The 22,129-nt window shown below is 36.9% G+C and carries 24 protein-coding genes; 6 read left to right on the forward strand and 18 right to left on the reverse strand.

What is annotated here, in order from left to right; genetic code table 11:
• Positions 1-23: 23 nt before the first annotated feature.
• Both ACFOOI_RS20160 and ACFOOI_RS20165 read right to left on the reverse strand, forming a co-directional pair.
• Positions 24-866 (reverse strand): 2OG-Fe(II) oxygenase, encoded by an 843-nt coding sequence (locus ACFOOI_RS20160; RefSeq protein WP_379839895.1) that lies wholly within the window; start codon positions 864-866, stop codon positions 24-26.
• Positions 867-903: 37 nt separating this feature from the next.
• On the reverse strand, positions 904-1,983 hold the full coding sequence (locus ACFOOI_RS20165; protein WP_379839896.1) for a glycosyltransferase WbsX family protein: 1,080 nt from the start codon (positions 1,981-1,983) through the stop codon (positions 904-906).
• Between the two features lie 290 nt (positions 1,984-2,273).
• On the opposite strand from ACFOOI_RS20165, the gene ACFOOI_RS20170 reads away from it, so the two are divergent.
• Positions 2,274-2,519: a cysteine-rich CWC family protein gene (locus tag ACFOOI_RS20170; protein ID WP_379839897.1), complete on the forward strand. Its 246-nt coding sequence runs from the start codon at positions 2,274-2,276 to the stop codon at positions 2,517-2,519.
• A 46-nt stretch (positions 2,520-2,565) separates the two neighbouring features.
• Here the strand turns inward: ACFOOI_RS20170 and ACFOOI_RS20175 are convergent, their stop codons facing one another.
• The 8 genes from ACFOOI_RS20175 to ACFOOI_RS20210 form a co-directional block, all read right to left on the reverse strand.
• Complete coding sequence (locus ACFOOI_RS20175) at positions 2,566-3,105, reverse strand: fasciclin domain-containing protein (protein ID WP_379839898.1); 540 nt, start codon at positions 3,103-3,105, stop codon at positions 2,566-2,568.
• Positions 3,106-3,123: 18 nt separating this feature from the next.
• Positions 3,124-3,891 carry an ABC transporter permease subunit gene (locus ACFOOI_RS20180; protein WP_379839899.1) on the reverse strand — a complete coding sequence of 256 codons (768 nt, stop codon included), beginning with the start codon at positions 3,889-3,891 and terminating at the stop codon, positions 3,124-3,126.
• Complete coding sequence (locus tag ACFOOI_RS20185) at positions 3,888-4,649, reverse strand: ABC transporter ATP-binding protein (protein ID WP_379839900.1); 762 nt, start codon at positions 4,647-4,649, stop codon at positions 3,888-3,890. The genes ACFOOI_RS20180 and ACFOOI_RS20185 overlap by 4 nt, the downstream gene beginning before the upstream one ends.
• Before the next feature lie 2 nt (positions 4,650-4,651).
• Positions 4,652-5,896, reverse strand: coding sequence for a nitrous oxide reductase family maturation protein NosD (gene nosD, locus ACFOOI_RS20190; RefSeq protein WP_379839901.1), 1,245 nt, complete (start codon positions 5,894-5,896; stop codon positions 4,652-4,654).
• Positions 5,897-5,925: 29 nt separating this feature from the next.
• Positions 5,926-6,357 carry a nitrous oxide reductase accessory protein NosL gene (locus tag ACFOOI_RS20195; protein WP_379839902.1) on the reverse strand — a complete coding sequence of 144 codons (432 nt, stop codon included), beginning with the start codon at positions 6,355-6,357 and terminating at the stop codon, positions 5,926-5,928.
• A gap of 1 nt (position 6,358) precedes the next feature.
• A complete protein-coding gene (locus tag ACFOOI_RS20200; RefSeq protein ID WP_379839903.1) occupies positions 6,359-6,931 on the reverse strand; it encodes a hypothetical protein in 573 nt (190 codons plus the stop codon).
• Between the two features lie 63 nt (positions 6,932-6,994).
• Entirely contained in the window at positions 6,995-8,995 is a 2,001-nt protein-coding gene (gene nosZ / locus ACFOOI_RS20205; RefSeq protein WP_379839904.1) for a Sec-dependent nitrous-oxide reductase, read from the reverse strand.
• An 11-nt stretch (positions 8,996-9,006) separates the two neighbouring features.
• Complete coding sequence (locus ACFOOI_RS20210; protein WP_379839905.1) at positions 9,007-9,462, reverse strand: c-type cytochrome; 456 nt, start codon at positions 9,460-9,462, stop codon at positions 9,007-9,009.
• A 188-nt stretch (positions 9,463-9,650) separates the two neighbouring features.
• Between ACFOOI_RS20210 and ric the strand changes: the two genes are divergently transcribed.
• Both ric and ACFOOI_RS20220 read left to right on the forward strand, forming a co-directional pair.
• Positions 9,651-10,379, forward strand: a complete 729-nt coding sequence (ric, locus tag ACFOOI_RS20215; RefSeq protein ID WP_379839906.1) for an iron-sulfur cluster repair di-iron protein — start codon at positions 9,651-9,653, stop codon at positions 10,377-10,379.
• 3 nt (positions 10,380-10,382) lie between these two features.
• On the forward strand, positions 10,383-10,814 hold the full coding sequence (locus ACFOOI_RS20220; protein ID WP_379839907.1) for an RrF2 family transcriptional regulator: 432 nt from the start codon (positions 10,383-10,385) through the stop codon (positions 10,812-10,814).
• A gap of 12 nt (positions 10,815-10,826) precedes the next feature.
• Here the strand turns inward: ACFOOI_RS20220 and mce are convergent, their stop codons facing one another.
• Positions 10,827-11,228 carry a methylmalonyl-CoA epimerase gene (gene mce / locus ACFOOI_RS20225; RefSeq protein ID WP_379839908.1) on the reverse strand — a complete coding sequence of 134 codons (402 nt, stop codon included), beginning with the start codon at positions 11,226-11,228 and terminating at the stop codon, positions 10,827-10,829.
• A gap of 132 nt (positions 11,229-11,360) precedes the next feature.
• Between mce and mutS the strand changes: the two genes are divergently transcribed.
• A complete protein-coding gene (mutS, locus tag ACFOOI_RS20230) occupies positions 11,361-13,976 on the forward strand; it encodes a DNA mismatch repair protein MutS (protein ID WP_379839909.1) in 2,616 nt (871 codons plus the stop codon).
• 7 nt (positions 13,977-13,983) lie between these two features.
• The gene (locus ACFOOI_RS20235) at positions 13,984-14,886 is read left to right on the forward strand and encodes a histone deacetylase family protein (protein ID WP_379839910.1); all 903 of its coding nucleotides are present in this window, start codon (positions 13,984-13,986) and stop codon (positions 14,884-14,886) included.
• A 1-nt stretch (position 14,887) separates the two neighbouring features.
• Here ACFOOI_RS20235 and ACFOOI_RS20240 read toward each other — a convergent pair whose 3' ends face one another.
• The 5 genes from ACFOOI_RS20240 to ACFOOI_RS20260 form a co-directional block, all read right to left on the reverse strand.
• Positions 14,888-15,055 (reverse strand): hypothetical protein, encoded by a 168-nt coding sequence (locus tag ACFOOI_RS20240; protein ID WP_379839911.1) that lies wholly within the window; start codon positions 15,053-15,055, stop codon positions 14,888-14,890.
• A 133-nt stretch (positions 15,056-15,188) separates the two neighbouring features.
• Positions 15,189-17,117 (reverse strand): M1 family aminopeptidase, encoded by a 1,929-nt coding sequence (locus tag ACFOOI_RS20245; protein ID WP_379839912.1) that lies wholly within the window; start codon positions 17,115-17,117, stop codon positions 15,189-15,191.
• Positions 17,118-17,205: 88 nt separating this feature from the next.
• Positions 17,206-17,766 (reverse strand): ribosome recycling factor, encoded by a 561-nt coding sequence (gene frr / locus ACFOOI_RS20250; protein ID WP_379839913.1) that lies wholly within the window; start codon positions 17,764-17,766, stop codon positions 17,206-17,208.
• Between the two features lie 19 nt (positions 17,767-17,785).
• Entirely contained in the window at positions 17,786-18,496 is a 711-nt protein-coding gene (gene pyrH / locus ACFOOI_RS20255) for a UMP kinase (protein ID WP_379839914.1), read from the reverse strand.
• 57 nt (positions 18,497-18,553) lie between these two features.
• Positions 18,554-19,447, reverse strand: coding sequence for a DMT family transporter (locus ACFOOI_RS20260; protein ID WP_379839915.1), 894 nt, complete (start codon positions 19,445-19,447; stop codon positions 18,554-18,556).
• A gap of 89 nt (positions 19,448-19,536) precedes the next feature.
• On the opposite strand from ACFOOI_RS20260, the gene ACFOOI_RS20265 reads away from it, so the two are divergent.
• Positions 19,537-20,649 (forward strand): redoxin domain-containing protein, encoded by a 1,113-nt coding sequence (locus ACFOOI_RS20265; RefSeq protein WP_379839916.1) that lies wholly within the window; start codon positions 19,537-19,539, stop codon positions 20,647-20,649.
• 12 nt (positions 20,650-20,661) lie between these two features.
• On the opposite strand, the gene ACFOOI_RS20270 is transcribed toward ACFOOI_RS20265, so the two are convergent.
• The gene (locus tag ACFOOI_RS20270) at positions 20,662-21,492 is read right to left on the reverse strand and encodes an alpha/beta hydrolase (protein WP_379839917.1); all 831 of its coding nucleotides are present in this window, start codon (positions 21,490-21,492) and stop codon (positions 20,662-20,664) included.
• 12 nt (positions 21,493-21,504) lie between these two features.
• The gene (locus ACFOOI_RS20275; RefSeq protein WP_379839918.1) at positions 21,505-22,074 is read right to left on the reverse strand and encodes a thioredoxin family protein; all 570 of its coding nucleotides are present in this window, start codon (positions 22,072-22,074) and stop codon (positions 21,505-21,507) included.
• Positions 22,075-22,129 lie beyond the last annotated feature (55 nt).

Raw genomic sequence — 22,129 nt, forward strand, 5'->3', positions numbered from 1 at the left:
TTGGATGTGTAAATAAATTCAAATTAGCTCATTAGCTTTTTACCCAATTCGAATAAAAAAGGAGGCGTAACTTGTTTTATAAATCTTTTGACTGGGTTTGGTTCATACCCAATTATGTTCTTTTTGTCTTGAGCATTTGCTGGTGCATAATCTCCGGGTCTGTCTTGAAACTTCACGTGGAGTTTTTTGTTTTTGTCTACTTCATGTTCGGGTCTTCCGTTAGTAAAGTAGAAAAACGCCAAGGACTTACGGCTCATTTCCTCCGGACAGTTCAATATTTCGGGAACACCATGCATGTTAAAGTCAGTTACTGCAAAAACCAATAATCGGTTAAATATAGGCAGTACTTTTTTCTCGCATTTGGTTACTTCGGTATCCCAAAGTTCTAGGTGGCCGTTATATTCTTCTTTCCAGTCTTTATTCAGGTATAATATGGCGTTTATCCTTCTGTCTAATGGCCATTTTACGTGTTTGCTGTAGTCAGCGTGTACGCCCAATTTACCTCCTCTGTTTAGCTGGTGCAAACCACCTCCATAGTAGTAAGGGTCTGGAATGAGATCATTAATGCCAGTTAAGGTTTCTAGAAACTGCAAAAAAGGAGCGGAGTTAAACTGGTAAAGCAAATGCTGTGTAAATGGCCCCATTTTACCTTCGCCGTTTATTTCTTGTTTTTTCTCAAAGTGGGTTTCGTAGTCGTGCCAAACCTTTGTGCCCTTGGCAGGAAACTCTTCAAGTACTTTTTCAAGTGCCTCAGGGTCAAGAAAATTATCTATGACAATGTGTTCATACGGTTTCCCCGATTTAAATTCTTCAGAATGCTTTTTAGCCAACTGCTGCATTCTTTCCGGATCAAAGTATAATTTCATGATATCTTTTTGGATTGTAGATTTTTAGCCAATTTAATTATATATATTTAGACAAAACCTCTTTTGTTTTTTCTAAGTATTTAAGTCCCCATTTTTGATCAGGTTCCAAATGGTTACCTTCGGCCCATTCATTCCATGCATTTATGAAAACAAAATTCTCTTCTTCTGAATACGTTTTACTTCTATTACAAATATCTTCAAGCCACATTTGGTATTTTTCAGGAGTGGAATTGTCAAGCAAAAAAGCGTTGTTTTTACGTCTTGCACAGTTATCCCAGCCTGGCATTATGCAGTTGTAGTGTTTAAAATCAGGCACTTTTTTGGCCATCATTCTTTTTACTACGGTTCCATAATCTAGCTTTCGGTAGGTTTCCCCTAGTCCAAATTTGTTTTTTAGTCGGTCTAAAAAACTAGGCGTTGTTTCTAAATTAGCCCAATCGGGTTGCCATTCTATTACCACATCAAACCCTAGTTCTACTGCATTTGGGATTTTGGTTTCTGCGGTTTTTACTCCACCTAAATATATGTCTGGGAATCCATGTTTTTTTACCTCATCTCTCCATATTTCGATGGTTTCTTTAAGGTCGGGAATTATATCTGAGTTAAAAAACAAAAAGAAGGGTTTGCCGTCTACTTTAATGTATCTCGGGTCGTTAAATACATTCTCACAAAGATATTTGGCATGCTCACGATGGTCGTCTGCATGGTAGTTTTGTTCCATTAAAACCTCTTTGTCGAGGCCATCCCAGCGACGCGTCCAGTTTTCATTTGCCCAGCAAAGCATAAACGGAAAATCTGGTTTGCCAGAGGCCAACATTTCATTTACTGGAGTTTCGATTAACCTTTGGCCATTAAACCAATAGTGGTGAATACAAAATCCATAAATATCGTGTTCTTTGGCCAAGTCGGCCTGGTCTTGGCGAGTTTGGGCTAAGCGAAGGTCATAAAAACCTAAGTCAGCAGGCAAGTGAGGCTGATAATGTCCAGCAAACCGAGGTTTGGCTTTAACCACATTTGTCCATTCTGTAAATCCTCTTCCCCACCATTTATCGTTTTCAGGTATAGGGTGAAACTGAGGTAATATGACGGCCAAAGCCCTTAGTTTTTTATCTAACATCAATTAATTTTAGATTGCTTTCAAAATCAGTCGCAAATTTATTACAAAAAGTTTGAGTATTTAGGTAAATGACTAAAAACATGTAAGTGAGAGGCGGTTTCAATGGTAGTTTTTGAAGCTTTTAATGATTTTCTAATAATTGACTAACTATTAGTTGTTTAATTTAATAAAGCTCCTGATTTATGATTTAAAATAAAATCGAAATACAAACAGTAATGAAACATTTGAGAAAAAAAGGAGTTGATTTGTTGTAAATTGGAAAAATAGGAAGCCTTTAATAATATAAATAGATGGAAAAACACGCACCAGATAATTGCCCAAGATGCAATGCGGTCTTTGTTTGTAAATCAAATAATGTAAGTCAGTGCGACTGCCAGCATATAGCTTTAACTTTTGATGAAACCCAGTACATTAGAGAGAAATCACTTTGGGATTTTGAAGGGGGCTGTTTGTGTAATGCATGTTTGTTGGAGTTAAAAGAAGTTTTTAATAGAGGGGCTGTTGATTTAACAAAAGATAAAGGCGGCCTTAGATAAACCATAACCCAGAACTTGTTTTTTACTCTGGGTTACGGAAATAATTTTATTTGGGTAAAATTACGGAATCAACTACATGAACCCAGCCGTTAGATGCTTTTACAGAACCAATTATTTTGGCTCCGTCCACAAAAACTCCTTCCGGTGTTACTTTAAAAATTACGTTTGTTCCATCTACCATTCCCATTGACTGACCATCTTGAAAAAAATCTACAGCCAAAGCCGAAGTCATCACGTGGTGTTGAAGGATATCAGCCAGTTTATCTTTGTTTTCTGACTTAAGTAAACCATCAACTGTTCCTGCCGGGAGTTTTTCGAAAGCAGCATTTGTTGGAGCGAAAACCGTAAATGGTCCTGCATTTGCCAAAGATGTGACCAGGTCTGCAGCTTTAAGTGTAGTTACAAGCGTGGTGTGATCCGGCGAGCCGACGGCTACTTTTACCACATCTTTTTCCGAAACATCATCTACTACAGACTCTTGACCAGCAGCTACTGCTACTTCTTCTGAATCGTTTGTGCTTGTTTCGGTACTTTGACATGCCAATAAACTCGCTGAAATTAGGATACTAAGTGCAATTGTTCTCATTTTATATTAAGTTATAGTTTATAAATCTTTTTTATTGAATTTTGAAAATGCTAATAATATTGGCGAAACAAACCATATCAATAATGTTAAAAGTGACATTATGAGTCCAATCGAGGAGCCAAAGAAGTTTTGAAAAACCGCTCCCGTAATTCCCATTAAAGCCGATACGTCCATTTTGATTAATACCAGAATTCTTGCAAGGTCAATTGGGTTGAAGAGGGAAAATATAACTGTGGCTTTCTCCATTGGGTAGTCGCTGAAGTTTAGAAAAATAGTAAGCACTAAGCCATCGTAAACTACCGAGAAGTAAAACCAAACGGCCAATGCTAAGCCCATACCCTTTGCTTTGTCTTTGGTTATAACGGCTGTTAAAAATGCCAATGAAACAAAAACCAGTGTAAGTATTGATCCGGTTAAAATCAGTCGTAATCCAGTTTCAGTGCCTTCATACAATACTACGGGCAAACCAACGCCTATTAAAAAAGATATTAACAGCGATATGGCAACTCCCAAGTATTGACTAAAAAATATGGTTTTACGTGAAAGTGGTTGAGAGGCTAATAGCTCAAGGAATTCGTAGGAGTTGTAAAAATGCGTGCTTGCAAATATGATACTTACGAGTGGAATCACGATCAAGTTAATGTTGAGTAAGCTTATGACACCTTTTCCAGGGGTTACTTCAAAACTAAAAAATGATAAGCTGATAATTAAAAGCAGTAAGGTGTATGCAATCACAAACCGATTTCGCATTATATCATATAAAACATATTTAAGTACCTTTTTCATAGGGTTATATTTTCAGTGGTTTTCAATTTTGGCGTTTTTATTTCACCTTTGTTTTTCATTAAATTAGCTATGATTTTACCAAGTTTGTCTTCTTTATATTTTGACCTTAGATTATCTGTTTTTTCAAAAAACTGAATGTGGGCATCTTGAATATATAGTACATGGTCGGTTAGCTCTTCAAGGTCAGCCATGATGTGCGATGTTATTATGATTAGCTTTCCCTTTGCTCGTTCTTTTTGGATTTTTTCTTTTAAGATTTCACAAGAAGCGGGGTCTAGGCCTGCTGTTGGTTCATCTAAAATCAAAACATTTGGGTTAAAACGAAAAGCTAATGCCGCCCCTACCTTTTGACGTGTGCCACCACTGAGAGAGCTCATCGTTTTGTTTTGAATATTGGCTATGTCAAAAGCCTTTAAAAGGTCATCGTCAGGTGTTCCACTCCATCCGCTATTTGTTCTTATATCCGTCATCATTTCTAACAACTGGCTTATTTTTAAGTTTGGAGGGTATTGGCTAATTTGAGGCATATAGCCTATGTCTCCACGATATTTGTGGTCTTTGTTTATCCAAATTTCATTAAAGAAAAGCTTTCCGCTATTAGGAATTACCATCCCCAATAATATTTTTATAAGGGTAGTTTTGCCAGATCCATTTGGACCAACTATTGCGATAGATTGCCCTTTGTTAAAGGCAATGTTTATGTCTTTTAATACCTCTAGTTTTCCAAATCTTTTACTAATATTTTCAAAACGAATCATAATCAAGTAATAATTTTAATAGGTTTCATTAATGGCTGTTCGTCTTTTAAGTTTTCTGGTGTAAAACTGGGCATTACTTTTTCTATTTTATCTAAAAGGGTTGCGGTAAAACTTCTAAGAAGCATCATCGCTTGGGGCATTCTTTCAATCAAAGTAGAAAACAGACTTACAGGCCGATAATTGATGTCGCCAATTCCATTTTTGTCAAGATCGTAGCCTTCATATTTGTCCCAATAGTTTCTTTCTAGTGTGTTGCTAACCACGTTTCCATTTGTAGCCAAGTCGAAAGTGTTATTAATAAAATTATTAGACTTAACTCCATTTTCCTCACAGTTGGCCTGCACACGCATGGCCACCCCATTATGTTTAAATTCATTGCGTTCTATTTTAATTCTATTGCAACCCTCTAAAAGTGTACCCATAGTGTTGTATTCAAATATATTGTCTTCTATTTCGCTGTCCGTGATGTCTTTTAATAATATTCCATAGGCAGAGCTGCCCCAGTTGTTTTTAAATATGTTGTGGTGCATTTTAACAAACTTGGTATACATCACTGCCACACCAGCACCGTTGCTATCAAAGGTGTTAAATGAATAGCTGTTTTTGTGGGAAAACATAAAATGTAGGCCATATCTGATGTTTTTAGTGCTAATGTTATGCTCAACCCTAGAATTAGTTACAAACTCGAAATAAAGACCATCACGTTGTCCTTTTACGAAGTTGTTGATAACTATTATACTGTCGCACTTCCAAAAGTGTATTCCATTTCCTGTGTTTTGTTCGTTTGAAGGTTTGCCTTCTATATGGTTATTGCGTACTAAGCAATTGTTTGAAGCTGATAAATAAATGGCGAAATAACAGTTTATCAGTTTGTTGTTTTCGATGGTTACATTTTTTGATTCTATCACCTTTATGGCTGCCCAGTCAATGGTGCTTGTTATTCCAACGTTTTGAAACTGAATGCCGCTTACTTTTACATTATTGGATTTAACGGTTAGAATTTCGCCTTTTAGTTTGCCATCAAAAATTGGGGTGTTTACGCCAATAATCTCAATGGCTTTGTCTATTACTAAGCCATTGACCTGATAATTTCCTGTCGAAACTAAAACTATATCTCCAGCTTTTGCATTTGCAACGGCTTCAAAAAGCTCTTTGTTATTATTTACTTTAAATGTTTTACTAAATGCATTTAATTGTAAAAAAGTAAATGCTAAAATCAGTAAAAGTGTATATTTTAAATATTTCATAGTTTAGGGTTTTAATTTTTTCCAAAATCCTAAAGCATTGCTTTTATTTCTGCCCAGTTTAATTCTTCGTAATCTTTTCCAATTTGAGCCGGAATGTTATTTGCAGAAAGCTTTTCTTTAAATGCAATCGTCTGTCCACCCATAGGACTTTTGATATTATCGTCATGAACAAAATGAGCTTCAGATACATTTACAAAGTCTTTGTGATTATAGTCATTTATTAAAATGAAGGCATATTCTGTTTCTGGTAGGTTTTCAAGATTTACATATTTTACCATGCATGATACATCATCAAATTTGAAAACTTTTCCTTTTTTTGTAATTAATTCTCCCGCAAACTGGGGCTCCATAATTGTCATTTTGCAAAACTGGCAGTAGTCTTTGCCATAGGTAATTGGTTCTGGTTCAGAGGTACAAGCCAACAAACTGAAGAATATGGCTATGTATAGTAAGTATTTCATGCTATTTGTTAGTTTTTATTTCAAAAATCAATACACCAAATGTGATTAAAGCCAGTATTACGAATATCCATCCACCACTTGCAGGAATTGAGTAGGCACCAAAATTTAAAAGCTCTTTATATCCTATTAATGGAGGTTGGTAAGTCATGCCTGGTACTTTTATGGCTGCATCGTCTGCCAGATTATGGCCGTATTCATATCCCCATTTGTAGTAATCAACTAATGCAACTATGCCACTAAGAACCAAGGTTGCCGCAAATGCTATCAGTAGTTTACGGTTTTTCAATAAGGCCGTACTTAATCCGAAAATAATCAAAAAACCAACTACAAAAGGAAGGATTTTGAACTCTGGAAACATCTCTTCTTTAATGTGAGCCATGCCAATGTAATGGTTTAGGCCATTTATGATGTCTACTTGTCCGGAAAGTTTATTTAACCATATTTGCATCGATAGTCCTTCTGGATATTGAGGTGCCCATAAGTCTATTCTCCATATGGGTAAAAAATAGGTTGCAACCAATAAAATTGAGCCTATAGAAATCCAAATGCGGGATATTTGTTTTAATGGTTTCATGTTATATTTTTTATACCTTAAAATTTGAAGGGAATGAAGTTCCATTCCCTTCAAATGGCTTTTTTATTTAGATTTATTTTCGGCTTGATTCATGGCAGTTTTGCCCACATGCCAGCTCAATGGAATCTTACTGTTTGGAGCAGAGACTCTCATGTAGCCTTGCATTTCTTGGTGCAATGCTGAGCAAAAATCTGTGCAATAGAATGGTGTGATACCAATTCTGTCAGCAGTCCATTTTAATGTCTGTGTTTCGCCTGGCATTACTAATAATTCGGCATTATTTGCTCCTCTGATAGCGAACCCATGAGGTACGTCCCAGTCTTGCTCAAGGTTAGTAACATGGAAATACACTTCGTCTCCAAGTCTAACCCCTTCGATATTGTCAGGGGCAAAATGAGAGCGAGAGGAAGTCATATACACGTGTACTTCTTTTCCTTTTCTAACCACTTTAGTTTCTTTTTCGCCTTTGGCTACGTATGGGTGTTTGTTTTCCTCAATTTTAAATATTTTCACAGATTTTCCTTCTATTAAGCTCGCAGGGATTGCTTCAGCATAATGGGGCTCACCAATAGTAGGGAAGTCTAAAAGTAACTTCATTTTTTCACCAGAAATATCATATAACTGAGCCGATTGTGTTAGTTCTGGGCCTGTGGGTAAGTATCTGTCTTTTGTTATTTTATTATAAGCAATCACATATTTGCCGAAAGGTTTGGTAGTTGGTCCTCCAGGAATACTTAAGTGGCCAACAGAGTAATAAGTAGGTACACGGTCTAAAACTTCTAGTTTTTCAATGTCCCATTTTACTATTTCAGACGAAACAAACATCGAAGTATATGCATTTCCTTTTCCGTCAAACTCGGTGTGCAATGGCCCTAAACCCGGTTTTTTAACTTCACCATGTAAAACCGCATCGTAGTTCATAATCGGTATTCCTTCAAATTTGCCATCGAATTTTTTTGCGGCAATAGCATTTTGGAATTTCTTGAAAGAGAAAACAGGAATAACCGCTGCTAATTTTCCAGAACCGATTATATATTGACCAGTGGGGTCCACATCACATCCATGAGGCGATTTAGGACAAGGAATAAAGTAGAGCATGTCCGGGCAATCTTTGGGGTCTAGCGTCATAACCTCACTCATCATTGTAGAAGTAGCAGAGTGCGTAATGTCGCTATATACATTGTGAGCGTATTTTGCTGCTGTCTTTTTTCCTTTTCCTTTGGCTAAATATTCTTCTGCTTTTTTCCAGTTTATAGCTAGAATAAAGTCTTTGTCTTTTTGAGAGGCATTTACTTCTAAAAGAGTATTGGCTTGCTCGGTATTATATGAAGAGAAAAATATCCAATCTTTTGAAGGGCCTTTGCCTCCACGAGCTAAATCGTAGCTTATGGCTGGAGTAGTAAGTTGAAATTTCAAGGCCATTCTGCCCGTTTCTTTATCTATACTTATGAAACTAATGTAACCTTTGAAATTCTCTTTGAAAGAGTCAATCGACACATCACCTACATTGTCAGGTGGCACAGAAAAACGAGTTCCTGCTACTGCATATTCATTATTAAAAGTTACAAATGGCGATGAGTGGTTTCCTCCTGAATTTGGAATTTCGATAATCTCATCTGTACGGAAAGTCCTAAGGTTGATTCGGGCAATTCTGGGAGTATTATTTCCGTTTATAAATGCCCATTTTCCGTCATGTTCTCCATTAGTAATAGAAAGAGTGGTATGGTGAGCATCGTCCCAAGGTACAAAGCCATGCGAAGTGTTTAGCATAGGTTTTGTTTCTTCACTGTATCCCCATCCACTTTCGGCATGTTGAGAAAAAATAGGAATAATTCTAAGAACTCGTCCAGAAGGCAAACCTACAACAGACATTTGTCCGTTAAAACCCCCAGAAACAAAATTGTAAAGTTCATCGTGGGTTCCGGGTGCTACGTAAACTTTTTCTGCGGCGTCACCAGCTATTGTAGCTCCACCACTTCCATTTTTTCCGGCAGGTTTGCACGCATTTATAGAAACGCTTAATGCGGCCACCGCCAGAAACTTTATTGTATTTATATTTTTCATTTATATAAGGGTTATTTTTCACCGTCGTTTTTACGCATAAATTCTATTAAACCTCTTGCTTGAGCGGGTTCCACATTTTGATTGGGCATTCTAACCAAACATTCTTCTAATAGTTTTTGGGCTTCTGGGTCAGTCTCTAACATCATTTCTACATTGGTAATCATGTTAGTTATCCATTCAGGAGAACGTTTTTTTGTTATCCCCGACCATCCAGGGCCAACCAAACGTTCTTCAGTAAGTTTATGGCAAGACGAGCATTTCATGTCATAAACTTCTTGTCCTGTTTTTACCATTGCCTGGTCCAGTGGGTTCGATAACTCTACTTTTTTAACTTCTACACCATGTACTTCATCTTGTTTTTGCAATACGGAATCATCAGTTTCGGCAGTTTCTGCTCTTTTTTCAGCACCGCTGCAGTTCCATAGTAATGCTGCCAGTAGCCATAAGATTAAGGAATGTTTTTTCATCGCATTTTTTGATTTTAATAAATAAATAATAAAAGACTTTTAACTCTTTTATTTGTCTGTACAAAAGTATTTTTAATAGTTTTTTTGAAATATGATTTAATGCCAGTATTTAATATGATTATTCTCATATTAAAGAATAAAAGACCTTAATATCTTTATATTAAAAATTATCATTAAATTTATTTATTATGGAACATATAACAAATCAACAAACGGTAGGAGAGATTGTGAAAAAGACTCCAGAGGCAGCAAGTTTTTTTAGAAAACTAGACATTGATTTTTGTTGTGGAGGAAACCTCACGTTAAAATCAGTATGTGAGAAAAAAGGATTGAAGTACGAGGATGTTTTAAAAGGCTTGACTCAATTAAGCAACAAAGGAATAGATACTAAACAATTAAATTTTGAAGAGATGTCGCTTAGTTTTTTAGTCGACTACATCTACAATGTGCATCATAAATACTTATATGAAAATCTACCAGAAATACATTTCTTTGTTGACAAAGTTTATAACAAACACAAAGAAAAATACGAATGGTTAAGTGAACTGCATACGCTATATATTGAATTAGAAAAAGATCTAATCGGGCATATGCCGAAAGAGGAGAATATACTGTTTCCGTACATAAAAGAGCTTGAGTCAAAAAAAGCTTTAACTGAAAAGCCATTTTTTGGAACGGTAAAAAATCCATTAGTTGTTATGAATGAGGAACATGACCGTGCCGGCGAGATTGTTCATAGGCTTAGAATCATCACAAATAACTACACACCTGTAGCTGATGCATGCAATTCTCATATGGTGATGTTGGCAAATTTAAAAGAATTAGACGACGATTTGATTCAACATATTCATTTAGAAAACAATATTTTGTTTCCAAAAATCGTAGATTTGGAGCAAAAGTTTATTTCAATCAATTAATTAATGATTTCAAAAACGTGTGGCTACGCAATCAGAGGGGTGTTATTACTAGCACTTGATGATAACCGCGAACGAAAAATAGGCATTCATGAAATTGCTGAGGAATTAAATGTTCCTCAGCATTTTATGGGTAAAATAATGCAGGAACTAGTACGTAAGGGATTAATAAATTCTACCAAAGGGCCACACGGTGGTTTCTATCCAAAACACGATGTGTTGGATATGAATCTTATCAAAATAGTCGAAGCTATAGATGGCCTCACGATTTTGAACAAATGTTTTCTTGGTAGAGAAGAGTGCTCTGATGAAAACCCGTGCCCTATGCATCAGGAATTTGATAAATGTAGAAGTGTGATTTTTCAAACCTTCAATGATAAGACTGTAGGTTCTTTAATAGGTAATATTGAATTGCAAAATACTTTTTTGGAGAATTAAGACTTCAAGTCCCTATTTAATTTCTTGACAAAGTTCTATCAAAACGCCATTTGAGCTCTTTGGGTGCAAAAAACAAACGAGTTTGTTGTCAGCACCTTTTTTTGGTTCGGTGTTTAGTAACACAAAGCCTTCATTTTTTAATCTTTCCATTTCTGATAAGATATCGCTCACGTCAAAGGCAATGTGGTGAATGCCTTCCCCCTTTTTTTCTATGAACTTGGCAATCGGGCTGTCAGCTTTGGTAGCTTCCAATAATTCTATTTTGGAATCTCCCATCTTAAAAAACGATGTATTTACACCTTCCGAAATCACCTCTTCAGATTTGTATGGCAAGGTGTTTAGTATTTTGGCAAAAACTTCATTTGAGATTTCAAGACTTTTCACCGCAATTCCTATATGTTCTATTTTATTCATTTAATTAAGATTTGGGTTTAAATATACTTCAAAATATCTAAAAAGTGAATATGAAATATACGAATCCAAACTTAATTCAGTATTTTTGGATTTGAGTAATCTATCCTATAAAAATCGTTTTTAACTTGCCCTATGGCTAAACCTTCTGCTCCCAAAGAGACTCCTTTATCTAAACAATACAATCAAATAAAATCTAAATATCCGGGGGCTATGTTGCTTTTCAGGGTGGGAGATTTTTATGAGACTTTTGGCGAAGACGCCATTAAAGCGTCTAAGATATTAGGAATAGTGCTCACAAGGCGAAATAACGGTGGTGCACACGAAGAACTCGCTGGGTTTCCGCATCATTCTTTGGATAACTATTTGCCAAAGCTCGTTAGAGCAGGTCAGCGTGTGGCTATTTGTGATCAGCTTGAGGACCCCAAAGAAGCCAAAGGGATAGTGAAACGAGGTGTAACCGAGCTTGTTACGCCCGGCGTGTCATACAATGACAACGTACTCGATATAAAACAAAACAACTACTTGGCCTCTATTCATTTTGCGGCTGAAGATTTACTCGGAGTAGCATTTTTGGATATTTCTACAGGAGAATATTTCACCACAGAAGGAAGTTTGGCCTATATAGATAAATTGATTCAAGGTTTTGCACCTGCCGAAATTTTGTATTGTAAAAAACACAAAGCCAAGTTTGAGATGATTTTCGGTGATAAATACAACACCTATACTTTTGACGACTGGGCGTTTACTTATGACTTTGCTTACAACCTATTGGTTACGCACTTTAAAACAAATTCACTCAAAGGTTTCGGTATAGAAAATCTTAGAGAAGGCATAACTGCTTCAGGTGTTATTCTGCAATATTTGTCTGATACTGAGCATAAAAACATTGGTCACGTGAGTAGTCTTACGCGACTTGACGAAGAGAAATTTGTTTGGCTTGATCGATTTACTATTCGGAACCTGGAATTGGTTTTTGCACAATTTGAAGGCGGGGTGCCGCTTATTCATATTTTGGACCAAACCATTACTCCTATGGGGGCAAGGTTGTTGAGAAAGTGGATGGTTTTGCCACTTAAAGAGAAAAAACCGATAGAAGAGCGAATAGATACCGTTGAGATGTTTCTGAATGATATGGATCTCATGTCAGACTTGGCTCAAATATTAAAGCCTATTGGAGATTTAGAGCGTTTGGTGTCTAAAGTGGCGGTGCGAAGAATTAGTCCGAGGGAGCTAAACCAACTTAAAAGAGCCTTGCTCCAAATAGAACCGATTAAAGAAATACTAAAAAAACATGTCGATCAATTTCCTGTTTTGGAGAAATACCTTAACCAACTGCACGACTGTTCATTTTTAATAGAAAACATAACCAAGCAACTCAGAGACGACGCCCCGGCATTGAGCAATCAAGGTGGCATGATAGCCACTGGCGTAGATGCTGAGCTAGATGAATTGCATAAGATTGCGTTTTCGGGGAAAGACTATTTGGTAGATCTTCAAAATAGAGAATCGCTACGAACGGGTATCCCTTCCTTGAAAATTGCGTTTAATAAGGTCTTTGGGTATTATTTGGAGGTTTCAAATGCCCACAAAACCAAGGTGCCACCCGAGTGGATTAGAAAACAAACTTTGGTTAATGCCGAGCGATATATTACAGAAGAGTTAAAGATTTATGAAGAGAAGATTTTAACTGCTGAGAGTAAAATATTTGAGATAGAATTTAAGATTTTTAATGATTTAGTAATCACTGCGTCTGAGTTTGTACCTCAGATTCAACTTAACGCAAGAGTTATTTCGACTATAGATGCTTTGCTGTCGTTTGCTTTTGTGGCAAATAAAAACAACTATTGTAAACCGATAATATCGGAAGGCAAAAAGATCGATATCAAAGAAGGGCGGCACCCGGTGATTGAGCAACAACTGCCACTAGGGGAGAGCTTTGTGCCTAACGATTTGTTTTTAGATGATTCTGATCAGCAAATAATAATCATAACAGGGCCTAACATGGCGGGTAAGTCTGCTTTGTTGAGGCAAACAGCCTTGATAGTATTGATGGCTCAGATAGGTTCGTATGTGCCGGCTACATCGGCTGAGCTTGGTTTGGTAGACAAAATATTTACCCGAGTAGGAGCAAGCGATAACCTTTCAAGAGGTGAAAGTACGTTTATGGTTGAAATGACCGAAACGGCCTCTATTTTGAACAACCTTAGCGATAGAAGTTTAGTTATTATGGATGAGATTGGTCGCGGTACCAGTACCTACGACGGCGTAAGTATTGCGTGGAGTATTGCCGAATTTTTGCATAATCACAGTAAGTTTAAGCCTTGGACGCTTTTTGCTACGCACTATCATGAACTGAATCAGCTAACCGAAGATTTTAAAAGAATCAAAAATTTCAATGTTTCCGTAAAAGAACTGAACGGCAAAGTGGTGTTTTTAAGAAAACTAAAAGAAGGCGGTAGTGAGCACAGCTTTGGTATCCATGTGGCTCAAATAGCAGGTATGCCGCAGTCGGTAGTTTTGCGAGCAAACGAAATTTTGCATCACTTAGAAAAAGATCATATCAAAGAAAACAACAAAGAAAAAATAAAAGAAGCTCCAAAAAATAACTTCCAGCTGAGTTTCTTTGATCCTGTAGATTCGGTGGGCGAAGAAATAAAAGGAATGCTAAATGAAGTAGATGTAAATACTATTTCTCCTATAGAGGCTTTGCTGAAACTAAATGAATTGAAGCGTTTATTACAAAAATAAACTAGCATTGATTAAGATAGCGTATCACCCAATTTACAAGCAGCCGCTTCCTGAGGGCCATAGGTTTCCGATGATCAAATATGAGCTTATTCCAGAGCAGTTAATATATGAAGGTACGTTTGAGCAAGAAAACTTTTTTGTGCCTAATATTTGCGATGAGGCAGACATCAGAAGAGTCCATACCGAAGATTACATAAAATCAGTTTTTGAATTAACACTAAGCCCAAAAGCTCAACGGAAAATTGGGTTTCCACTAAACGAGGCTTTGGTCAAACGTGAGCGAATGATTGCCCAAGGAACCTACGATTGCAGTTTGTTTGCCCTCAAATATGGTGTGGCTTTTAATGTGGCTGGAGGCACTCACCACGCATATGCTGACGCTGGGGAGGGTTTTTGTATATTTAATGATGTAGCCATTGCTGCGGCAAAACTTCTCTTCGAAAAAATCATAAAGAAAGTATTGGTGCTAGACTTAGACGTGCACCAAGGAAATGGCACCGCCAAAATATTTGAACTAACGACCGAAGTATTTACTTTTTCTATGCATGGCAAAGACAACTACCCACTACATAAAGAAGCCTCAGACTTAGACATTGAGCTAGAAACACACTGCGACGATCATACGTATTTAGAGATTCTAAAAGAGAATCTTCCAAAGTTATTAATTGATCAAAAGCCTGATATCGTATATTTTGTGTCAGGGGTTGATATTCTGAAAACAGATAAATTGGGAAAATTGGCGATGAGCCAACAGGGCTGTAAAGAACGCGATAGGTTTGTTTTTGAGACTTTAAAAAAGGAGCGTATTCCGGTGGTGGTAGTTATGGGAGGTGGTTATTCACCACGAATTGCTGACATTGTGGATGCCCACTGCAATACTTTTCGTATGGCAGCAAGCGTTTATAGCTAACTTATTTATCTTCTAAGCTGTCGTAGCTATCATCTTCATAATCACGAAAATCGAAGTCTTCTGGACTCAGCGAATGCTCGTAATCTTCATTGTGGTTTTCTCTTTCTTCTAACATAGTAAACTTTGTGTTGTTGTTAAATTTGTACGAACTAAAATTGTATTTTTTCATACTACAAACTTACTAACACATTGTTACTTCAGTATTATCCTGATATTAAGTCAATGTTAAGTATTAAACCCTAGTTTAAGTGTAAGTGGCTTTTTTATAGTTATTTGCAATAATACTCAATGAGTTGAGGTTTTTAATTTTTAATAAAAGGAATACTCTTTTGGTTTGAATCGCTTTTGATTATTAAAAAGTATTTTCCTGTACTTAAGTCCTTTATGTTGATTTCTTTTTGGACTGAGGGGAAATTTTTTATCAGTTGGCCATTTGAGTTTCGTATTTCAAAATATGAAGCCGGATAGCCTTTAAGGTCTATTTTTAGTATTTCAGCATTCGGATTTGGGAAAATAGTAACATCAGGAAGATTTTCAGCGTTTGAGGTGATAATTCCAACTTCTTGCACGTCTTTTAAGATCAAATTATTTGGGTCAAAAACTACCGAATTTACTTCTGCTTTTAGTCCTGATATTTCAAAGTCACTTGAGATTTTATCCACAAATACTTTTACCGTGGTGTCTGTATTGTTCTTTAGTTTTAGAGTTAGCTCCACAGGCATCTTAAAAAACTCGGGACTTGTAGTAAGTTTTTGTTGCGAAATATTGAGTTTTAAACTCGTTTTCGAAAGGCTAGTCCAACCGTACTGAAATCTAGGATATGAAGTCCCGTAAATCCACTCATCAAAGAAATACTTGAGGTTTTTTTTAGAAGTTTTTTCAGCAATATTCCTAAAATCATCGATAGTCGCAGATTTGTATGCGAATTCAGACTCTTGGTAAGCTTTTAGGCTATTGAAAAAATCTGCATCGCCCAAAACTCCCCTAAGCATATGTAAAACAACTGCACCTTTTCCATAAGTAAGGGCGTAGTTAAATATTAAGTTTTCATTCGTCGGGTCTGATATATAAACGGGCTCTTTGGTAGTTTTTGCTCTATTAAAATGTCCATTAAGCGTATTTTGATACCTGGCTTTTCCATATTTAAATTCATCATAAAGTGCTTCGCTATATGAGGCAAAGGCTTCGTTTACAAATATATCCGACCAAGTTTTGCACGTTATTTTATCGCCAAACCATTGATGAGCCATTTCATGAGCGATTAAGCTTTCTGTAAATCCTCCCATCGAACTAACGGTTTGGTGCTCCATTCCTCCTCCAAAATTACACATAGCATGGCCGTATTTTTCATCGTGAAAAGGATACGATCCAAACAGATCCGTAAAGAATGCCAAAAGTGGCTTAGTTTCAGCAAGTGTAGTTTGTAAATTAGAAGTCAATACTTCGGGATATATATAGTGTTCGATTGGTATTGAGTCTCCTTTATATTCCAAAAGATCTTGTATTAATGTATAGTTAGAACAAGCTATTGAAATCAAATAATGCGAGATTGGGTGTTTGTTTTTCCACTGATAAGTGGAGGTATTATTGTCTAAGTTTTTTAAAGTTCCGACTAACCTGCCATTTGACACCGAAGTGTAAAAACTAGGAAGCGTAATCCATACCGTAGAGCTATCGATTTTGTCAGAAGGGTCATCTTTGCATGGCCACCAATCGGGTGCTCCGTAAGGCTCACTAAGCGACCAAATAGCGGGTGCTTTTTGAGCCCCATGAATTCCAAATTCAAAACTCCCGAAGTTGCTCGTAGGCGGCACTCCTACGTAGTAGATTGTGACATTGGCTAGTTCGTCTTTTGCCAAAGCCTTGTCTAGTGTTATATTTAGTTTATTGTTGCCCTGAGTAAATGCCAGTTTTTTCGAATTCCGAACCACAGAATCTACTTTAAAACTAGATTTTAGGTCAAAGAAAACCGCATTTAGGTTTTGATTTGCTGTGAAATAAGTTCGAACTATACCGTTAATTGTTTTTGTTTCGGGTGTGATTTTTAAATTTAAAAAATGATATTTTACATCAATACTCTGATCTCCTGGATAGGCTATTCTAGCATTTGAAGACGCTTTTTTAAATCTTTCGGCTTTATTGTGAGCACACCATTCGCCGCCTGTTTCTTGGGCCAAGGCAACTCGAGTGCTTACAATTAAAAATAGTGTCAGTATTGAGAAGTGTTTCATGTATTTTAGATTTTGAATATTACATCTATAAAACGAAAAAGCCCACCTTTGTTATAAAAATGGGCTTTAATGTAGTTTTATGTTTTCACTAGACGTTCATTACGTCTGCTTCTTTGGTAGCAAACATTTGGTCCGTTTTGTCAATAAATTGATTGGTGAGTTTTTGAACCTTTTCTTCGCCAATTTTTATAGCATCTTCTGAAATGCCTTCATTCTTAAGTTTCTTGAGGTCATCATTTGCCTCCTGACGTACTTTACGAATATTTACCTTGGCTACCTCTATTTCGGCTTTCACTCTTTTTACTAATTCCCTTCTTCTTTCTTCGGTAAGAGGCGGAATGTTCAAACGAATGGTGTCGCCATCGTTGGCAGGGTTTAGGCCTATGTTTGAGTTAATAATGGCTCTTTCTATATCGCCGATTATTTTTTTCTCAAATGGTTTCACTTGGATTGTTCGAGCGTCTGGCGTTGTAATAGATGACACCTGGGAAATAGGAGACATTACACCATAATATTCCATCATGATACCGTCTAGCATATTTACACTTGCTTTTCCTGCTCTAATTTTAGAGAGTTCTATTTGGGTATGTTTCAAGGCTCTTTCCATACTGTCTTGAGCCATATCTAATAATAAATCTATGTCCTCCATTGGGTTTATATATTTTATTTTAAATAACTAATGTTCCAACCTTTTCGCCCGTTACTAGCTTCATTAGGTTGTTTTCTTGGTTCATGTCAAATACTATAATCGGAAGTTTGTTTTCTTCACAAAGGGTAAAGGCGGTCATATCCATCACCTTAAGTCCTTTACGTATTACATCCCCAAACGAAATTTCTTCAAACTTTGTTGCAGCAGCATTTTTTCTTGGGTCGTCGCTATATACGCCGTCTACATTTGTTCCTTTAAGCAATACATCAGCACCGATTTCTACGGCTCTAAGTGCACCACCTGAATCTGTAGAGAAATACGGATTTCCCGTACCTGCTCCAAATATCACCACGCGGCCTTTTTCAAGGTGTCTTATTGCTCTTCTTCTTATAAAAGGCTCCGCTATTTGTTCCATTTTTATGGCAGACAGCAATCGTGTGCTCAAGCCGGCACTATCAAGGGCACTTTGGATCGCCATACCGTTTATTACGGTAGCAAGCATTCCCATGTAGTCGCCTTGCGAGCGGTCTATTCCTGATTTTTGAGAAGCACCTCTAAAGATGTTTCCGCCACCGATAACTATAGCCACTTCGCAACCTAAGTCTACCACAGCTTTTATCTCTTTGGCATATTGCTCAAGTATATCTGAATTAATGATTTCACTTTTGTCGCCGCCGTTTAGAGCTTCGCCACTTAATTTTAGAAGAATTCGCTTATATTTTAAAGACATGCATTTTGATTTTGTACAAAGATAAAAGTTATATTTTTAAAATCAGATTTTAGAAACTTACTTTTTGTTAAGTAAATAAATTCCGAGCAAAATTATGCCCATTCCCAAATAGTGCCATATGACGATTGTTTCACCATCAAACAAGCCAGCAATAGTGGCAACGATGGGAATCAAATAGGTAACTGAACTTGCAAAAACAGGACTTGAGATTTGCAAAACGTAATTGTAAACCACTGCCGCAATTCCTGAATTGATTACTCCCAAAAGCAAAAAGTAAATAAGTAAAGTTCTGTTTTCTTCTAATAAAATCTTGTGAAAAAAGTCGGTGCTAAATAACAAAATAAAAAATGAAATAGTCCCCACAAAAATCAGAGAAAAGGAACTGATAACGATAGGTTTAATGCCTGATAAAGAAACGCCTACAATATTGGCATTGAGGCCATACATAATGGTGGCTACAATGACCAAAAGTGCGTAAGGGTTATTAAAATCTAGCGAATGAGTGCCGCCGCTAAGTATTAATAGTAAGCTCCCCGTAAATGCAATTAATAAGCCAAAAACCTGTGATTTGGTAATTCTTTTATGAAAAAACAACCCACCTATAACCAATACAAACAGCGGCGTGGTGGCATTTAATGTGCCGGCCAAAGAACTGTTGAGTTTGCTGCCCACAATTCCAAAAATAAAAGCAGGAATTAAATATCCGGTAAGCCCAGAAACAATTAGTGTGGGTATTTTTTTAGAATCTAGTTTTTTAATGTTTTTGATAGCCCAAGGTGCCAAAGCTATGCCCGCAATAAAAATTCTGCCAGCACCGAGCTCCACAGCTATAAATGTATGTACTATTTTTTTAACTAAAATAAAGGAGAGGCCCCAAATGACGGCCAGAAAAATTAATAAGAGCCAAGACTTCAATTGGTCTTTCTCATTGGTTTCAAGGGAGTTTGACAAAGCTTTGTATTTTTTCAACAAAAGTACAATATTCTTGCTATTAAATATTTTATTGCCGTGATTTATACCACATATTCAACCCTTTTATTATGAAAAACCTGTCCTTTCTTATTTCACTTTTTGTATTGATATCTTTTAAAACCTTTGCCGAAGAGGGTGTAGAGACCTTAAAAATAGGAGCGAAGGCCCCTGATTTTAGCCTCAAAGGGGTAGATGGCAAAATGAATTCTCTCAATACGTTTTCTAAAGCCGATATTTTGGTAATAATTTTTACCTGCAATCATTGCCCCACTGCTCAGGCTTATGAGGATCGCATTATTGATTTTCAGAATAAATACAAAGCAAAAAATGTGCAGGTGGTAGCTATAAGTCCTAATGCCGATAAAGCGGTTCGTTTTGATGAATTGGGGTATTCTGACCTAAATGATAGTTACGAAGAAATGAAAATTCGGGCTAAAAACAAGGCCTACAATTTCCCGTATCTCTACGATGGCGAGACCCAAGAAGTAGCTCATAAATACGGACCAACCACTACGCCTCATGCTTTTGTGTTTGATAAAAGTAGAATATTAAGATACGTAGGCCGCATAGACGATAATGAACATTTAGGAAAAGCCAAAACTTTTGATTTAGTAAACGCCGTAAATGAAATGATTGCAGGAATGCCTGTTTCGGTAGCTACCACAAAAACATTTGGGTGTTCGCTGAAGTGGAAATCAAAAATAGAATGGAAGGTAAAAGAAGTGGAAAGTTGGAAGTCGGAAGCGGTTAGTTTAGATAAAATCAATATAGATGGTATCAAAGACTTAATGAAAGGCGATGGTGTAAACTACACGTTAATAAATTTTTGGGCCACTTGGTGTGGACCCTGTGTTGCTGAGTTTAGTTCATTGACAGAATCAGATAAAATGTACAGAAACCGAGAGTTTAAGTTTGTGTCAGTAAGTTTAGACGCCCCCAAAAGCTATGATAAAGCTTTAGCTTTTTTGAAAAAGAAATATGCGAGCAACTTAAATTACATATTTGGCGACGAAAGTAAATATGAACTTATGGAAGCAGTTGACGCTGCTTGGCAAGGGGCTTTGCCTCATACGGTATTATTGTCTCCCGATGGCAAAATAGTGTATAGACAAAACGGTATGATAGATCCGCTGGAAATCAGAAAAGCTATAGTAGACCACATCGGCCGAGTTTATCCGTAGATAAATCTGGGCTTAAAGTTTGCTTTTTATCCAATCTAAGGTGTAATTCAGTACTTCTTCTTTATTGGTTTCGTTATGAATTTCGTGGTAAAGTCCTTCCCAAGGTTTCCAAGTTACATCGCCCGGTAGTTGAGCTGCAAATGCCTTACTTGCCTCGTAATTGGTTAGTTTGTCTTCGCTTCCGTGCATAATAAGCAGCGGCGAACTAGGTGCTTCTTTCTGTTTGGCTATCCAGTTTCCGTAGTTAAGCAATCCCATTCCTACTTCTGCAGAGATTCTATCATGCACAAATGGGTCATTTAGGTACGCCTTCTTTACCTCCTTGTCGTGAGATAAGTTATTAAGGTCAAGGCTGTTGCTTTGAGTAAGTGAAGGAGAAAATATTTGCCCAATCTTGCCAATAAGTAACATCGATTTTGAAACTTCAAAGCCAGGTTTTATGGCTGGAGCAGAAGCGATAACGCCCTGAATAACAGGTTGATATTTAAAAAGGTACTTTAAAATCAAAGCACCACCCATGCTGTGGCCATATAAAAATATTGGAACGTCAGGTTTTAGGGTTTTCGCTTTTTGGATAGTGAAATCTATTAATTCTAAATAGTCACTCATTTTTTTAGTATGGCCTTGTTTACCACTAGTTTGTCCGTGGCCAAATGTATCGGGAGCTAAGAAATCTATGCAATTTTCTGTAAAAAAATCTGCCATGTCTAAATATCTTCCAGAGTGCTCACCAAGGCCATGTATTAAAACTATTATAGCTTTTGATTCTGAACAGTTTTGGCTGAAATGCATGAAAACTTTACGTCCATCCTTGAATTTTTCAAAAGAAGTTTCGTGTTTCATTTTAAAGAAAAATTAGTAGTTAGACTTCCATTTTATGTTACAGCCCATGCTCGGGTACTGTATTTCTGAAACCATTTGCTCAGCCAAAATCGCATTTAGAGCTCCCCTTATATCTTTTCCTGATAGTGGCTCGGGATTGCTAACTCTAGGCCTCGACTCGTCTATTCTTCCTCTGTAGGCGAGTTTCATGTTTTTGTCAAATACATAGAAATCTGGTGTGCATGCAGCATCATAGGCTTTGGCCACTTCTTGGGTTTTATCAAAAAGATAAGGGAATTTATAACCCGCAGCTTTGGCGTGCTTAGTCATTTCCACTGGGCCATCTTGTGGGTAGCTAATTTCGTCATTTGAGCTTATTCCAATGAAACTTACGCCTTTGTCTATATAGTCATCATAAATTCTGTTTATCTCTGGGTTTACATGGATTACGTATGGACAGTGATTACAGATAAACATAATGACCGTAGCCTTTTCTCCTTTGAGCTGTTCGAGTGAAAGGGTGTCTCCTGAAACCGTGTCTAAAAGTTCAAAGTCTGGAGCAATAACTCCGAGGTTTATCATGCTAGATTCTGTAAGTGCCATTTTTCTTAGGTGTTTAATTTTATTGGGATATAATAGGTTTTGCCTACTCTGTTTA

This window comes from Lacihabitans lacunae, from assembly GCF_042649125.1.
GTDB lineage: Bacteria > Bacteroidota > Bacteroidia > Cytophagales > Spirosomataceae > Leadbetterella > Leadbetterella lacunae.

Excerpts from the sequence above, each read along its gene's own strand:
- ACFOOI_RS20160 (WP_379839895.1), bottom strand. The coding sequence starts at position 866 with ATGAAATTATACTTTGATCCGGAAAGAATGCAGCAGTTGGCTAAAAAG.
- ACFOOI_RS20165 (WP_379839896.1), bottom strand. The coding sequence starts at position 1,983 with ATGTTAGATAAAAAACTAAGGGCTTTGGCCGTCATATTACCTCAGTTT.
- ACFOOI_RS20170 (WP_379839897.1), top strand. The coding sequence starts at position 2,274 with ATGGAAAAACACGCACCAGATAATTGCCCAAGATGCAATGCGGTCTTT.
- ACFOOI_RS20175 (WP_379839898.1), bottom strand. The coding sequence starts at position 3,105 with ATGAGAACAATTGCACTTAGTATCCTAATTTCAGCGAGTTTATTGGCA.
- ACFOOI_RS20180 (WP_379839899.1), bottom strand. The coding sequence starts at position 3,891 with ATGAAAAAGGTACTTAAATATGTTTTATATGATATAATGCGAAATCGG.
- ACFOOI_RS20185 (WP_379839900.1), bottom strand. The coding sequence starts at position 4,649 with ATGATTCGTTTTGAAAATATTAGTAAAAGATTTGGAAAACTAGAGGTA.
- nosD (WP_379839901.1), bottom strand. The coding sequence starts at position 5,896 with ATGAAATATTTAAAATATACACTTTTACTGATTTTAGCATTTACTTTT.
- ACFOOI_RS20195 (WP_379839902.1), bottom strand. The coding sequence starts at position 6,357 with ATGAAATACTTACTATACATAGCCATATTCTTCAGTTTGTTGGCTTGT.
- ACFOOI_RS20200 (WP_379839903.1), bottom strand. The coding sequence starts at position 6,931 with ATGAAACCATTAAAACAAATATCCCGCATTTGGATTTCTATAGGCTCA.
- nosZ (WP_379839904.1), bottom strand. The coding sequence starts at position 8,995 with ATGAAAAATATAAATACAATAAAGTTTCTGGCGGTGGCCGCATTAAGC.
- ACFOOI_RS20210 (WP_379839905.1), bottom strand. The coding sequence starts at position 9,462 with ATGAAAAAACATTCCTTAATCTTATGGCTACTGGCAGCATTACTATGG.
- ric (WP_379839906.1), top strand. The coding sequence starts at position 9,651 with ATGGAACATATAACAAATCAACAAACGGTAGGAGAGATTGTGAAAAAG.
- ACFOOI_RS20220 (WP_379839907.1), top strand. The coding sequence starts at position 10,383 with ATGATTTCAAAAACGTGTGGCTACGCAATCAGAGGGGTGTTATTACTA.
- mce (WP_379839908.1), bottom strand. The coding sequence starts at position 11,228 with ATGAATAAAATAGAACATATAGGAATTGCGGTGAAAAGTCTTGAAATC.
- mutS (WP_379839909.1), top strand. The coding sequence starts at position 11,361 with ATGGCTAAACCTTCTGCTCCCAAAGAGACTCCTTTATCTAAACAATAC.
- ACFOOI_RS20240 (WP_379839911.1), bottom strand. The coding sequence starts at position 15,055 with ATGAAAAAATACAATTTTAGTTCGTACAAATTTAACAACAACACAAAG.
- ACFOOI_RS20245 (WP_379839912.1), bottom strand. The coding sequence starts at position 17,117 with ATGAAACACTTCTCAATACTGACACTATTTTTAATTGTAAGCACTCGA.
- frr (WP_379839913.1), bottom strand. The coding sequence starts at position 17,766 with ATGGAGGACATAGATTTATTATTAGATATGGCTCAAGACAGTATGGAA.
- pyrH (WP_379839914.1), bottom strand. The coding sequence starts at position 18,496 with ATGTCTTTAAAATATAAGCGAATTCTTCTAAAATTAAGTGGCGAAGCT.
- ACFOOI_RS20265 (WP_379839916.1), top strand. The coding sequence starts at position 19,537 with ATGAAAAACCTGTCCTTTCTTATTTCACTTTTTGTATTGATATCTTTT.
- ACFOOI_RS20270 (WP_379839917.1), bottom strand. The coding sequence starts at position 21,492 with ATGAAACACGAAACTTCTTTTGAAAAATTCAAGGATGGACGTAAAGTT.
- ACFOOI_RS20275 (WP_379839918.1), bottom strand. The coding sequence starts at position 22,074 with ATGGCACTTACAGAATCTAGCATGATAAACCTCGGAGTTATTGCTCCA.